Below are 13,194 nucleotides of genomic sequence, written 5' to 3'. Positions count from 1 at the left end.
ATCGACAGGGTGTTGATTTCGGGTAGCATCACCGGACATGACGACCGCCCGCACCGGCGCCGGGCGAGCGAGCCCGCGCGGTCGCCGCGCCGCCCGTTCCACCGGCGACGACCGGGAGACGGCGATCCTGGCCACCGCCGAGCGGCTGCTGGAGCAGAGGGCCTTCGGCGACATCTCGATCGACGACCTGGCCCGGGGCGCGGGCATCTCCCGGCCGACGTTCTACTTCTACTTCCCGTCCAAGGACGCCGTGCTGCTGACCCTGCTGGACCGGGTCACCGAGGAGGCCGACGCGGCCGCCGGAGACGTGCTCGTCCGGCTCGCGGAGGACCCGCGGGCGCGGTGGCGCGAGCTGATCCAGCGGTTCCACGAGACGTTCGGCGCGCACCGCGCGCTGGTGCTCGCCTGCGCGCAGGTCCGCGGCACCAACGCCGAGGTACGCCGGCTCTGGGCGGCGGTGCTGGAACGCTGGGTGCAGGCCATCGAGGCCGCCATCGAGGCGGAACGGCGACGCGGCGCGGCCCCGGACGGGCTGCCCGCCCGGGACCTCGCCATCGCGCTCAACTCGATGAACGAGCGCGTCTGGTACGCCACGTTCGCCGGCGACGGCCCGGCGGTCGACGAGCGGGACGTGGTGGACGTGCTGCTCGACCTCTGGATGGCCGGCATCTACCGCGACACCGCCACCCCGCCGTCGACCTGAGCTACTACGCCGCCTTGGTGAAGGTCATGATCCAGTTGGTTTCCCAGGTGCGCTCGCCGTCGGTGGAGAACGCCTGTTCCCAGCGGGCGGTGGTCGCGGTGATCTCCGACCAGATGAACCGGCACCGCACCGGGCGCCCCTCATGCTGGTCGTCGGCGTAGAAGCGGCCGACGCCGTCGACGAAGCGGCCCACCATCGGCGGCTGCTCCAGCTCGCCGCGGTCGCTGCTCATCCAGTAGATCGACCATTCCTGGTGGGCGGGGTCGAAGATCCGCACCGTGGCGCCGGCCGAGCCCCTGGTCGGGAAGGTGATCTCGTCGAAGTGGCCGCCGCCGCCGAAGAAGCCGTGGGCGACCGACAGCCCCGGGAACTCCTCCCACTCGTCGGAGCCCACCAGCCGCTTGCGCAGCCGCTGGTTGACCACGTTCCAGGTGCCCACAAAGAAGTCGAAGTCGCCCATCAGCGGCCCACCGGCCCTTCCGCTCGTGTGTCGTTCAGGTAACCGGTCAGGTCAGGACTCTCCGGCGCCAGCATGTGCCGGACCCAGGCGGCGCGCTCGTGCTCCAGCACCGCCAACTCCCAGACGCAGCCCACCGCAGGGCGGCGAAGCTCGACGAAGTGTGCCGGATCATCGTCCGGGCAGTCCAGCGCCGGCTGCCCGGCCGCCGCGGTGCGCACCTCCACCGCGTTGTCCCACACCCAGGTGTACGCCAGGAGGTAGGCGCCGGTGTCCGCGCCCCGGTGCAGCACCACCCACCCGGCGGCCGGGGTGCCGTCGTCGGCGACGTCCGCCAGCAGGGCCGGCAGCAGGTCGTACGCGGCCTTCTCCACCTCCGGCTCGATGGGCCGTTCCGGCTGGTCGATGTGGTAGCGCTTGAGCTGCCGGCCGTCCACCATGACCGGTCCCGGCGTTCGTAGATCCTTGTCGCGAAAAGCCATGCCGGGACGGTAGAACGACTCCCCTGACAACTAGTGTCAGTGAAGTGCGGGCCAGTCGACTTCTCTCCCTCCTGCTGCTGCTCCAGTCGCACGGCCGGCTCACCGCCGCGCAGCTCGCCGAGCGGTTGGCCGTCTCACCGCGGACGATCTACCGGGACGTGGAGTCGCTGCACGCCGCCGGCATCCCGCTCTACGGCGAGGCCGGGCACGCCGGCGGCTACCAACTCGTCGACGGCTGGCGGACCCGGCTGACCGGGCTGACCGCCGAGGAGGCCGACCGGCTCTTCCTCGCCGGGCTGCCCGGGCCCGCCGACGAGCTGGGCTACGGCGACGTGGTGGCCGCGCTGCAACTCAAGCTGCACGCCGCGCTGCCCACCCCGCTGCGCGACCGGGCCACCCAGCTCCAGCAACGCTTCCACCTGGACACGCCCGGCTGGTACGCCGACGGCGACGCCTCCCCCGAGCTGGCCCGCACGGCCGAGGCGGTCTGGCGGCAGCACCGCATCGAGGTGCGCTACCGCAGCTGGGACGGCGAGGTGACCCGGGTGCTGGAGCCGTACGGCCTGGTGCTCAAGGGCGGCCGGTGGTACGTGGTGGCCGACCGGCCCGGCCGTGGCGCCCCGGCGACCTACCGGGTCAACCAGATCCTCGCGCTGACCCCCCTCGGCCAGGAGTTCGACCGGCCGGACGACTTCGACCTGCCGGCCTGGTGGCGCGCGCACGTCGTGCAGTTCCGGGCCCGGCTGCACCAGGACGAGGCCACCGTGCGGCTCTCCCCGGGCGGCCGGGAACGGCTGCGGGAGATCGGCAGCGATCCGGTGGTGGCCGCGGTGGACGCCAGCGCCGGGCCACCGGACGCCCGGGGCTGGGTGACCGCGACGCTGCCGATCGAATCGCTCACCCACGCGCACGGCGACCTGCTGCGCCTCGGAGCCGACGTGGAGGTGCTGACGCCGGTCGCGCTGCGCGAGCGGCTCGCCGCCACGGCTGCCGGACTGGCCGCCCTCTACGCCCCCAGCGGACAGCCGGCACGGTAGCGGCCCGCGGCATCTTCTCCACAATGGAAGATCTGCGGGGCATCGACTGTCGGCACGGTGTGCCACCCTGGGACGGTCACCAGCGGTCACCGGAGGTGAGGGTCACGCTACGGCTACACGCACTGGTCGCCGTCCCCGGCACCGGGCCGGTGACCCTCGACGTACCGGCCGGCACGACGGCCGCCCTGGTGGCCCCGCCCCGGATCGGCACGGCCGTGGCCCGGGTCCTGGCCGGCCTCGCCGCCCCGGTCACCGGCCGGGTCGTGGTCGGCGACCGGGACGTCACCGCCCAACCGCCGCCACGCCGGCAGATCGGCTACGTGCCCGCCGGCGGCGCGCTGCTGCCCCAGCTCACCGTGCGCCGCAACATCGAGTACGGCCAGCGCAAACGCGAACGGGTGCACGAGGTGGCCGACGACTGGACGGCCACCGTGGTCGACCGGCTGGAGCTGGCCCCGACGCTCGCGCTGCTGCCGCACCTGCTCTCCGACGCCCAACGGTTCCGGGTGGCCCTCGCCCGGGCCGCCGTCTGCCTGCCCGAGGTGCTCGTCGTCGACCTGCCCACCGAGCCGGCCGGCGGCAGCCGCCTCGGCGATCTGCTGCCCCGACTGTCCCCACCGGACGCGCCCGGAGTCGCCGTGCTCGTGTGCACCGCCGATCCGGCCACCCTGGCCGAGATCCCGCGGCGGCACGACCTGGTCACCGAGGCCGAGGGGGTGGCCGGATGACGCCGGCCGGCCGGGTGACCCGGCGTACCCTGCTGCGGGCCGCCGCGGCCGGCGCCACGGCCGCCACGGCCGGCTGCGCGGGCGGCACCCGCTCGGTGCAGGTGGCGGTGGTGTGGAGCAGCGACGAGCTGGACCGGTTCCGCGAGGTGGTCGCCGGCTACCCGGGCACCGTGCACGTGGTCAGCGCCGGCAACGACATCGACGCGTTCCTGCGCGCCCGGCACCTCGCCGGCACCAGCCCCGACGTCGCCATCCTGCCGCGTCCCGGCCTGGTCACCGAGTACGCCGAGCGAGGCTGGTTGAGCCCGGTGCGCCCGTCGAACGAGTACGCGGTCCCCCCCGGGCTGAGCGACCTGCTGATGACCCGCGGGCGGCGCTACGGCGTCTGGGTGAAGGCGGCGCACAAGTCGCTGATCTGGCATCTGCCGTCGGTGCTGCCCGAGACGCCGGGCACCTGGGACGAGCTGGTCACGCTGACGCGCACCCTCGGCGCGCTCGCCCGGCGCGGGTCCGGCCCGGCGCCGCTGGCGATCGGCGCGGCGGACGGCTGGGTGCTCACCGACTGGTTCGAGAACGTCCTGGCCGACCTGACGCCCGACGCGTACGACGCGCTCGCCGGGTCGGACGCCGACTGGCAGGGCCGACCGGTGCGCGACGCCCTGGACCGGCTCGCCGAACTGTGGAGCATCGACGGCGCCTTCCCCGGCGGCGGCCGCCGCGCCCTGCTCACCCAGTACGAGGAGTCGGTGATCCAGGTCGTGCGCTCCCGGCGGGCGGTGATGGTCTTCGAGGCCGACTTCACCGCCGAGGTGATCGGCACGTTCCGACGCGGTCCGGAGGAGCCGGAGACCTTCCCGTTCCCGAGCGCCCGGCCGGGCGCGCGCGGCCCCCTGATCGTCGGCGGTGACGCGGCGGTGGCGTTCGCCGACGCCCGCGGCGGCGTGGAGCTGGTCGAGTGGCTCACCAGAGCCGAGTCGTTCCAGCCCTGGTTGCGCGTCGGCGGTTACCTCTCCCCGAACACCACCATCCCACTGGGCGATTACGTCGACCCGGTCCGCCGCCGGCTCGCGGAGGAGATGCGCGCCCCCGGCACCCTGCGCTTCGACCTCTCCGACCAGCTGCCCGGCCCGTTCACCGGCTCCGACGGGCTGGGGATCTGGCGGATCATGCAGGACTTCTTCGCCGACGTCACCGACGGCGTACCGGCCGCCGAGGCGGTCCGTCGCGCCACCGGGCAGCTCGCCGCGGCGGCCCGCAGCGCGGACGGCGGCCGATGAGCCAGGTGAAGGTGCTCGGCGAGCTGGCCGTCCTCGACGACGTCGGGCCGGCCCGGCGTGGCCGGGCCTACCCGGCGGCCGGGGCCACCTCCGCGCTGCTGCTGCCCGCCATGGTGCTGCTCGGCGGGCTGGTGGTGTGGCCGGTGCTGCGGACCTTGCACGCCAGTGTCACCACCGGCGGGCACTGGGTCGGCGCCGCCCACTTCCGCACCGCGCTCGCCGCGCCGGACACCGGAGCGGTGGTCGGCCGCACGGTCCTCTGGGCGGTGCTGGTGCCGGCGGTGGTGACGGCGCTGGGCTACCTGCTCGCCGCCGCGTCCCGCCGATCGCAGGAGGGTGGCCTGGTCCGCCTCATCCTGCTGGTGCCGGTGGCGTTGCCGCTGGTCGTCACCGGGGTGACGTTCCGGCTGATGTACGACCCCGACCCCACCCGGGGTCTGGCCACGCTGGTCGCCGCGCGGTTGACCGGCCGGTCCGCCGAGGACGCCCCGCAGCTGCTCGGGCCGGGCCTGGTCACGGTGGCGCTGATGTCCGCGTTCGTCTGGGCCTGGGTGGGCCTGGCGGTGCTGGTCTTCCGGGCGGCGCTGGACGCGGTGCCGCCGAGCCTGGCGGACGCGGTCCGCGCCTACGGCGGTGGTCGCCGGCACGTGCTGTGGGACGCGCAGTGGCGGCCGCTGCTGCTGCGGACGGTCGCGGTGGTCTTCGCGCTGGTGGCGGTGGGCACCAGCCGCACCTTCGACCTGATCCTGGTGATGACTCCCGGCTCGGTCCGCGACGAGGCCGCCGTGCTCGCGCTGCGGGTCTGGCAGACCTCCGGCGGCACCACCACCGGTGAGGGGGCCGCGCTCGGCGTGGTGTGGCTGGCGGCGGTCGTCGGCGGGATCCTGGTGGCGGCGTTGTTCGTCCGGCAGGCGTGGCCCCCGCCGCGGGCCGAGACGCCGCCGGGCCCGGACCGGGTGGCGCCGCCCCGGCGGGTGTTCCGGCTGCTCGCGGCGGGCGCCGCGGTGGCCTGGCTGGTGCCGCTGGTGGTGCTGGTCGCCACCTCCTTGCACGGGCGGGTGGATTCCGCCGCGCGCGGCTGGTGGTCGGCGCCGCCGGGGCTCGGCTCGTATCGCCAGATGGTCACCGGCACCGAGCTGTGGCGGACGCTGGCCTTCACGCTGCTGCTGGCCACCGTGGTGACCGCCACGGTGCTGGTGGTGGCGCTGCTGGCCGCGTACCCGCTGGCCTGGTTGACCGGGCCGGCCGCGCAGGCCACCGGGCTGCTGCTGCTGGCGGCCAGCGTCGTGCCCGTCCAGGTCATCGCCGGGCCGGTCAACGAGGTGCTGGGCCTGGTGCTCTCCTCCGGCACGGCTCGGGGTCTGGCCCTGGTGCACGTGGCGCTGGGCGTCCCGTTCGCGGTGCTGGTGCTGCGCAACGCGTTCGCCGACCTGCCGGCCGAGCAGGTCCGCGGCGCCCGGCTGGGCGGGCGGCGCTGGTGGGGCACCCTGCGCCGGCTGGCCCGGCACAACCTGCCGGCGGTGGTGGCGGTCTCCGTGCTGGAGTTCGTCCAGGTCTGGAACGACCTGGTGGTGGGCCTGCTGTTCAGCGGCCCGGAGGCGGCACCGCTGGGGCACTTCCTGGCCGGGCAGACCCGGGGCTTCGTCAGCAACAGCGGTCTGCTGGCCGCCAGCTCGGTGCTCGCCTCGGTGCTGCCGGTGGTGCTGGTGGTGCTCGCCCGGCGGCAGCTCGTGGCCGGCCTGGTCTCCGGCGGCGTCCGGTGACCAGCCCCACCGGCACCGGCCGGGGGCCACGCTGGCCGGTGCTGATCGCCGTCGGCACGCTGGTCAGCGGGGTGCTCGGCAACCTGGCCAGCAACCTGCTCTCCGAGCTGGCGGCCAGCGTGCTCGGGCCCGCCAGCATCGTGCTGGTGGTCACCGGCGGGATCGGCTTCGTGGTGTTCGAGATGCGCCGACGCCGGGCCGGTCGGGAGGTGAGCCCCGAGCCCACCGAGGTCGTCGCCGCACCCGCCGCCGGTGCGCCGACGCTGCCCTACCCGGCCGGCTTCACCGGCCGCGACGAGCACGTCGAGGCGGTGCTCGCGCTACTCGCCCGGGAGCATGCGGTGGCCGTGCTGGGCCGGCGCGCCGTGGGCACCTCCGCCTGCGCGGTGCAGGCGGCGAACCTGTGCCGGGAGGACTTCCCGGACGGGCAGTACTACCTCGACCTGCGCCGCGGCGGTCGCCCCCGGTCCGCCCGGCAGGTCCTCACCGCGCTGGCCGGGGTGCTGGGCACCGCTGGGCCGATCTCCGGCCGGCCGGACGCCCTCGCGGTCGCCGCCGACGCGCTGCGTGGCCAGCTCGACGGCCGCAAGATCCTGCTGGTGCTGGACAACGTCGACCGACCCGAGCAGGTCCGGCCGCTGCTTCCGCCCACCGCGCGGACCTGCCGGCTGCTGCTCGCCGGCGGCCCGGCGCTGAGCGGGCTGGAGGGGGTGGTCACGCACTGGATCGCCGAGCCCGGCCCGGCCGAGGCGGTCGAGTTGTTCGCCGCCGCGGGCGGGGCGGCGCCGGCCGCGCGGGTCCGCCGCGCCGACCCGCGCACCGACCCCGCGGTCGGCGAGATCGTCGAGGTGTGCGGACGGCAGCCGCGCACCGTCCGGGCGCTCGGCTACCGCACCGCCCAGCACGGCTGGCGGCACGCCGACGTCCTGGACGCGCTGCGCCGCGCGGTGCAGACGCCGCCGCACCAGCGGGTCGCCGTCTCCCCGGCGGCCCGGCTGGTCACCGAACGGGACACCGCGTACCGGGCGTTGACCCGCGAGGCCCGCCGGCTGTACCGGCTGATGTCGCTGGCGCCCGCCCCGGTGGACCGGCCCGCCATCGCCGCGCTGGCCGGTCGGCACCGCGAACGGGTCACCGCGCTGCTCGACGAGTTGGCCGCCGCGGCGTTCGTCGTCGGCGCGCCCGGCGACCGGTACGAGATCCGCCCGCTGCTCGCCGGCAACGCGCGGCTGCACCTGCGGGACGCCGACCCGGCCCGGGCAAGGGTCGCCGCGCAGGCCCGCCTGACCCGGCACCTGGCCCGGCGGGCCGAACGGCACGCGGCCAACCTGGCGGTGCTGGGCTCCCCACCGGACCGGGAGTGGTCCCTGCCGCTGGACGACGACCCGTACGGCTGGTTCGACCTGCACCAGGAACTGCTGCTGGCGGTGGTCCGGGTGCCGGCCGGCGCGGCCGAGACGCTGCCCCGCCGGGTGCGCCGGTGGTGGTTCCGGCTGGCGGTGGCCCTGTGCGGGTGGCTGGCGCACGTCGAGCGGCTGGACGAGTGGGAGCAGGTCTGCCGCACCGTGCTGGCCACCCCGACCGCCGACGACCGACCGGAGATCGCCGGCTGGGCGCACAACGAGCTCGGGGTGCTGCGCCGGCGCCGGCACGATCCGCAGGGCGCTGCCGCCGCGCTCACCCTCGCGGTGGCCGAGCGGGGCCGGCGGGGCACCGCCCAGGCCCGGATGAACCTCGGCCTGGCCCTGCTGGACCTGGGGCAGCTCGACGACGCGGTGGAGCATCTGGAGCTGTCCCGCCGGCACCGCTCGGGGGCGGACCGGGCCGGGCTGGCGCTCACCGATCTGGGCCTGGGCGCGGCGCAGCTGGCCCGGGGCGAGCTGGACACCGCGCACCACCACCTGGTGCGGGCGGCGAACACGTTCCGGTCGGTGGGTGACGCCCGCGGCTACGCGGCGGCCCTGACCAACCTGGTGCTGGTGCACGCCGCCCTCGGCGAGCACCTGGACGCCGCGCAGGCGTGGCGGGCCGCGCTGCGGGAGTACGAGTCGGTGAGCGACCCGACGAGCCGGGCGGCGGCGCTGCTCAATGCCGGGGCGACGCTGCTGACCGCCGCGCCGGGGCAGGCGCGGGCGGCGTACGAGCTGCTGGCCGAGGGCCGGCGGCTGCGCGAGGAGAGCCGGCCCACCCCGGGGCTGGCACGCACCCTGCTCTACCTGGGTGACGCCGCCGCGGCTCTGGGCGACCGCGTCGAGGCACGGCGGCACTGGGCGGACGCGGCGGCGGTGGCCGAGGAGGTCGGCGACGCCGACGGGCAGGCCGCCGCGGACAGCCGGCTGGAGGACGACAGCGACCTGCCGGTGACCGGGCCATGATCCGCGCTGAGCCCGGGGCGCCCGCGTGATGTGGGTCGCTCGGGTTGGTCGGTTGCGGGGGTCTGGGAGAGTGTGTGCTCGTGGATGCGCTCTCGGTGCGGGGACTTGGCCGCAACTTCGGCAACCTGGTCGTGCTCGACGACGTGAGCTTCACGCTCCAGGCGGGCCGGATCGCGGTGGTGCTGGGCCCCAACGGCAGCGGCAAGACCACCCTGCTGCGCTGCGTGGTCGGCGCCGACCGGCCGGACGCGGGCGAGGTGCTGGTGCAGGGTCGCCGAGCCGACGAGACCGATCCCCAGGTACGGGCGCTGGTGGCGGCCGCCCTTGACGACATCGACTTCTTCCCCGACCTGTCCGTGGTCGAGCACCTGGAGCTGGTCGCGTACGCGCACGGCGGCAACGCCGAGCCGGTCGAGGAGGTGCTCGCCGAGCTGGGCCTGGAACCGGCCCGCGACCAGCTGCCGGTGACCCTGTCCAGTGGGCAGCGCCGCCGGTTGGCGCTGGCGTCCTGCTTCGTACGCCCGCGCCGGGTGCTGATCCTGGACGAGCCGGAGCAGCGGCTGGACGTACGCGGCCGGCAGTGGTTGGCCGACCGGCTGCGCCGGGAACGGGACGCGGGCACCGCCGTGCTGCTGGCCTCGCACGACCCGGAGCTGATCGACGCGGTGGTCGACGAGCGCATCGAGATCGGCCGGTGACCGCCCCGCCGGCAACCCTCGCCGACGCGCCGGCCGGCGTGCCCACCGCCCGGCAGGTGCGTACGCACCTGCGCCGGGCCCGCCGCCGGCACCACGACCACTCCCTGAGCGACGTGCTGGGCGACGCGTACGTCGTGGTCCTCTTCGTGGGCATGTACGGCTGGTTCGCGGTCAGCGCCAGCCGCGACATGCTGGAGTCGCCCACCGTCGGCCGGGCCGATCCGGGGGTGCGCTGGTGGCTGGCGGTCGCCGCGCTGCTGGCCGGTGCCGGGCTCGCCTGGCGCGGCCTGCGGGCCCTCGGTCCGCTGCTGGTGACCCCGGCGACGCAGAGCTGGGTGACCAGCGCGCCGATCGACCGGCGGGCCTGGCTGGCGCCGCGCCTCGCCGTTCTGCTGACGGCCGCGACGGCCGGCACGGCGCTGGTCGGGGTGGGCGTGGCGGCGCTCGGTGGCGTCACCGACCTGGCCGCCCTGAGCTGGGCCGCGGCGGCCGGCGCGGGCTGGGGTGCGACCGCGCTGGCCTCCAGCGTCGTCGCCCAGGGCAGCCGTGCGGGCCGGCGGTGGCCGACGCTGGCCGGGGTGGTGCCGGTGGTGGCGGCCGCCGTCGTCACGGCGCTGGTGGTGGTCGTCGGCCGCCTCGGTGACGGGCTGCCCCGGCCGGCGGCGTCGCCGGCCGCCGCGCTGGTCGCCGTCGGGGTGCCCCTCGCGGTCGCCGCCACCGTCCTGGCGGTACGCGCGCTGCCCCGGGTGGACCGGGCCACGCTGACGACCGGCGCGCAGTTCGCCAACGCCGCCGCCACGGCCACGATCCTGCTCGACCCGAGCATGCTCGCCGGTCTGGTGGAGAGCCGGCGCTGGCGGCAGATCGGCCGGGTGCGGAGCCGCCGGTTCCTTCCCGGCCCCGGCTGGTGGGCGATGCTCCAGGCCGACGTGCGCCGGTTGCGCCGGCACCCCAGCGCCCTGCTGATCTGGACGGCGCTGATCCTCGTCCAGTACGCCGCCGCGCTCGCCCTGCCCGGCCTGGCCGGCGCCGCGCAGGTGGTGTTCGGTTACCTCGCCACCGACCGGCTGACCGGTGGCCTGCGGTCGATCAGCCGGTCGCCGGGGTTGCGCCGGGCGCTCGGCGGGAGCGACGCGGCGCTACGGGGGATCCACGTGGTGGTGCCGGCGATCGGCGCGGGGCTGTGGTGGCTGCTGACCGTGCCGACGGTCGACGGTGGGCCGTCCTGGCTGGGGCCGGTGCTGGCGCTCGGGGTGGTGGCCGCCGCGTGGCGCAGCGGCACCCGACCACCGATCAACTATGGCGGCGCGACGGTGAACACGCCGTTCGGGATGATCCCGGTCGACCTGCTGCGCCAGGGCGGGCGCGGGCCGGCGCTGCTCGCCGTACTGGTCCTGGTCCGCCTGTTCCTGGGCTGACCGCGCGGGGTTCGCCCGGGGCGGCTCAGCCGTCCAGCCGGCGGACCATGTTCATGATCGTCTCGACCTCTGCGCCGCCTCGGGGGTGCCGACGGAGGCGTCGAGCTGGCGGAGCGCGCCGGCGATCGTCGCGACGCCCTCCTCGATGTCCGATGCGGTGTTCGCCGCGTAGCCGAGCACCAGACCTGACCGGTGCGGCCGCTGGCAGTGCCAGGACAGCGGTTGCACCTTCACGCCGCGGGCCAACGTCGCCGCGGCCAGCTCGGTGTCGGCCAGCTCGGCGTCCAGTGTGATCATCAGGTGCAGCCCGGCGGCCGCGCCGTGCACGGTCGCAGCGGGCAGGTGCCGGGTCAGCGCGGCGATCATCGCGTCGCGGCGACGGATGTGTCGGCGTCGCAGCAGCCGTAGTTGTCGCTCCAGCGCGCCGGAGGTCATCAGCTCCGCCAGCACCAGTTGCGGCAGCACGGCGTTGCCCAGGTCGGCGTTGCGCTTGGCGGCGACCACCGCCTCCCGGAGGCGGGCCGGCACGAGCAGCCAGCCGACCCGCAGCGCCGGGGCGAGCAGTTTGGACACGCTGCCGGCGTAGCAGACCTGCTCGGGCAGCAGGCCGCGCAGCGCCGGCACCGGCGGTCGGTCGTAGCGGTGCTCGGCGTCGTAGTCATCCTCGATGATCAGACCGCCGGTCCGGGCCCAGTCGACGAGTTGGCGGCGGCGGTCGCCGTCGAGCACCACGCCGGTCGGGAACTGGTGCGCGGGAGTGAGCATCACCGCGGGCGCGCCGCTGGCGGCCAGCTCGGTTACGCGCAGGCCGGCGCCGTCCACCGCGACCGGCGGGGTGGGGATCCCCCAGTTGTTCAGGTGCTGCCGTACGCCCAACGAGCCCGGGTCCTCGACCGCGATCCGGTCCACGCCGGCCGGGCCGAGCGCCTGGGCGAGCAGCCCGAGCGCCTGGGACACGCCCGCCACGATGATCACCTCGGCGGGGTCGACGGCGACGCCCCGGCTGCGGGCCAGCCAGGCGGCCACGGCCCGGCGCAGCGCGGGCGTGCCGCACGGGTCGCCGTAGCCCAGGTCGGCCGCGACGAGGTGGCGCAGCACGGTCCGTTCGGCGCGCAGCCAGTCCGCGCGCGGAAAGGCGGCCAGGTCGGGTACGCCGGGCGTCAGGTCGATGGTCGCGCTCGCCGCGCGTACGGCGTCGAAGATGTCGCTGCCCGGAGCGGATGGGAAGAGCGCGGCCGGCACGGGCACGGCCGCCGGGGCGGACGCCGGCGTGGCGGGCGCGGCCGGGGCGGCGACGACCACCGTCCCGGCGCGGCCCCGACCGGTGACATGTCCCTCTTCGGTCAGCCGCTGGTACGCCTCGGTGACCACGCCCCGGGAGACGCCGAGGTCGGCGGCGAGCACCCGGGTGGCGGGCAGCCGCCCACCGACCGGCACCCGCCCGTCGGCGATGGCCTGGCGCAGCCGCCCGGCCAGCCAGTCGGCCCGCCCGCCCGGCGGGGCGTCGGTGATGGTCAGGTGCAGGAAGTCCGAGCCGGCCGTTATGGACCTCTCGGACACCCTCGGTTTGGCCCTGCTCACCGGACCATCTTGGCAGCAGAGTGGAGATCAGGCAGCACCACCGAGGCATCGGAGGACGACCGTGACAATCCCGTTCCTGGTCACCACGCTGATCGTGGTGATCACTCCGGGCACCGGGGTGTTCTTCACCCTCTCCGCCGGGCTGTCCCGGGGCGCCCGAGCCGGCGTGCTGGCCGCGTTCGCCTGCACGCTGGGGGTGGTGCCGCACCTGCTGGCGGCGTTGACCGGGCTGGCCGCGCTGTTGCAGGCCAGCGCGGCGGCGTTCGAGGTGGTGCGGTACCTCGGCGTCGCGTACCTGCTCTACCTGGGCTGGTCGACCGCGCGGGACCGCAGCGCCTTCGCGACGTCCACCGCCGCGCCACCGCGCTCGGCGGCCCGGGTGATCGTCTCCGGGGTGCTGGTCAATCTGCTCAACCCGAAGCCGACGCTGTTCTTCGTCGCGTTCCTGCCGCAGTTCGTGGACACCACCGCACCGGGCTCGACCCGCTCGATGCTCGCCTGCGGCGCGGTGTTCATGCTGCTCACCTTCGTGGTGTTCAGCGGCTACGGCGTCTTCGCGGCCCGGCTCCGCGAGCGGGTGCTGACCCGGCCGCGGGTCACCGACTGGCTGCGCCGGTCCGTCGCCGGCACGTTCGTCGCGCTCGGCGTGACCCTCGCCCTCACCGAACGATAGGA

12 protein-coding genes are annotated in these 13,194 nt (G+C 75.8%); 9 read left to right on the top strand and 3 right to left on the bottom strand.

The window, feature by feature from the left end:
• Positions 1-37: 37 nt before the first annotated feature.
• Positions 38-703 (top strand): TetR/AcrR family transcriptional regulator, encoded by a 666-nt coding sequence (locus EAD89_RS12325; RefSeq protein WP_121675798.1) that lies wholly within the window; start codon positions 38-40, stop codon positions 701-703.
• A gap of 4 nt (positions 704-707) precedes the next feature.
• On the opposite strand, the gene EAD89_RS12320 is transcribed toward EAD89_RS12325, so the two are convergent.
• Positions 708-1,163 (bottom strand): hypothetical protein, encoded by a 456-nt coding sequence (locus tag EAD89_RS12320; protein WP_121675797.1) that lies wholly within the window; start codon positions 1,161-1,163, stop codon positions 708-710.
• Positions 1,163-1,642 (bottom strand): hypothetical protein, encoded by a 480-nt coding sequence (locus EAD89_RS12315; RefSeq protein WP_121675796.1) that lies wholly within the window; start codon positions 1,640-1,642, stop codon positions 1,163-1,165. Before EAD89_RS12315 ends, EAD89_RS12320 begins: the two co-directional genes overlap by 1 nt.
• A gap of 44 nt (positions 1,643-1,686) precedes the next feature.
• Here EAD89_RS12315 and EAD89_RS12310 point away from each other — a divergent pair, with 44 nt between their 5' ends.
• The 7 genes from EAD89_RS12310 (at position 1,687) to EAD89_RS12280 (ending at position 10,938) form a co-directional block, all read left to right on the top strand.
• Positions 1,687-2,679, top strand: coding sequence for a YafY family protein (locus EAD89_RS12310; protein ID WP_121654062.1), 993 nt, complete (start codon positions 1,687-1,689; stop codon positions 2,677-2,679).
• Positions 2,680-2,702: 23 nt separating this feature from the next.
• Positions 2,703-3,407, top strand: a complete 705-nt coding sequence (locus EAD89_RS12305) for an ATP-binding cassette domain-containing protein (RefSeq protein ID WP_121675795.1) — start codon at positions 2,703-2,705, stop codon at positions 3,405-3,407.
• The gene (locus EAD89_RS12300; protein ID WP_121675794.1) at positions 3,404-4,684 is read left to right on the top strand and encodes an extracellular solute-binding protein; all 1,281 of its coding nucleotides are present in this window, start codon (positions 3,404-3,406) and stop codon (positions 4,682-4,684) included. Before EAD89_RS12305 ends, EAD89_RS12300 begins: the two co-directional genes overlap by 4 nt.
• A complete protein-coding gene (locus EAD89_RS12295; RefSeq protein WP_121654065.1) occupies positions 4,681-6,447 on the top strand; it encodes an ABC transporter permease subunit in 1,767 nt (588 codons plus the stop codon). The genes EAD89_RS12300 and EAD89_RS12295 overlap by 4 nt, the downstream gene beginning before the upstream one ends.
• A complete protein-coding gene (locus EAD89_RS12290) occupies positions 6,444-8,822 on the top strand; it encodes a tetratricopeptide repeat protein (RefSeq protein ID WP_121675793.1) in 2,379 nt (792 codons plus the stop codon). The genes EAD89_RS12295 and EAD89_RS12290 overlap by 4 nt, the downstream gene beginning before the upstream one ends.
• An 80-nt stretch (positions 8,823-8,902) precedes the next feature.
• Positions 8,903-9,520: an ABC transporter ATP-binding protein gene (locus EAD89_RS12285; RefSeq protein ID WP_233578551.1), complete on the top strand. Its 618-nt coding sequence runs from the start codon at positions 8,903-8,905 to the stop codon at positions 9,518-9,520.
• On the top strand, positions 9,517-10,938 hold the full coding sequence (locus tag EAD89_RS12280; RefSeq protein ID WP_121675791.1) for a DUF6297 family protein: 1,422 nt from the start codon (positions 9,517-9,519) through the stop codon (positions 10,936-10,938). The genes EAD89_RS12285 and EAD89_RS12280 overlap by 4 nt, the downstream gene beginning before the upstream one ends.
• A gap of 51 nt (positions 10,939-10,989) precedes the next feature.
• Here EAD89_RS12280 and EAD89_RS12275 read toward each other — a convergent pair whose 3' ends face one another.
• Positions 10,990-12,519, bottom strand: a complete 1,530-nt coding sequence (locus tag EAD89_RS12275; RefSeq protein WP_199733493.1) for a PLP-dependent aminotransferase family protein — start codon at positions 12,517-12,519, stop codon at positions 10,990-10,992.
• A gap of 61 nt (positions 12,520-12,580) precedes the next feature.
• Between EAD89_RS12275 and EAD89_RS12270 the strand changes: the two genes are divergently transcribed.
• Positions 12,581-13,192, top strand: coding sequence for a LysE family translocator (locus EAD89_RS12270; protein ID WP_121654302.1), 612 nt, complete (start codon positions 12,581-12,583; stop codon positions 13,190-13,192).
• The last annotated feature ends 2 nt before the right edge of the window (positions 13,193-13,194 follow it).

It is taken from the genome of Micromonospora sp. BL4 (assembly GCF_003667505.1).
Classification (GTDB): domain Bacteria; phylum Actinomycetota; class Actinomycetes; order Mycobacteriales; family Micromonosporaceae; genus Micromonospora.
The sequence above is the reverse complement of the archived record's forward strand: the minus strand, read 5'-3'. Positions and strand labels throughout refer to the sequence as shown.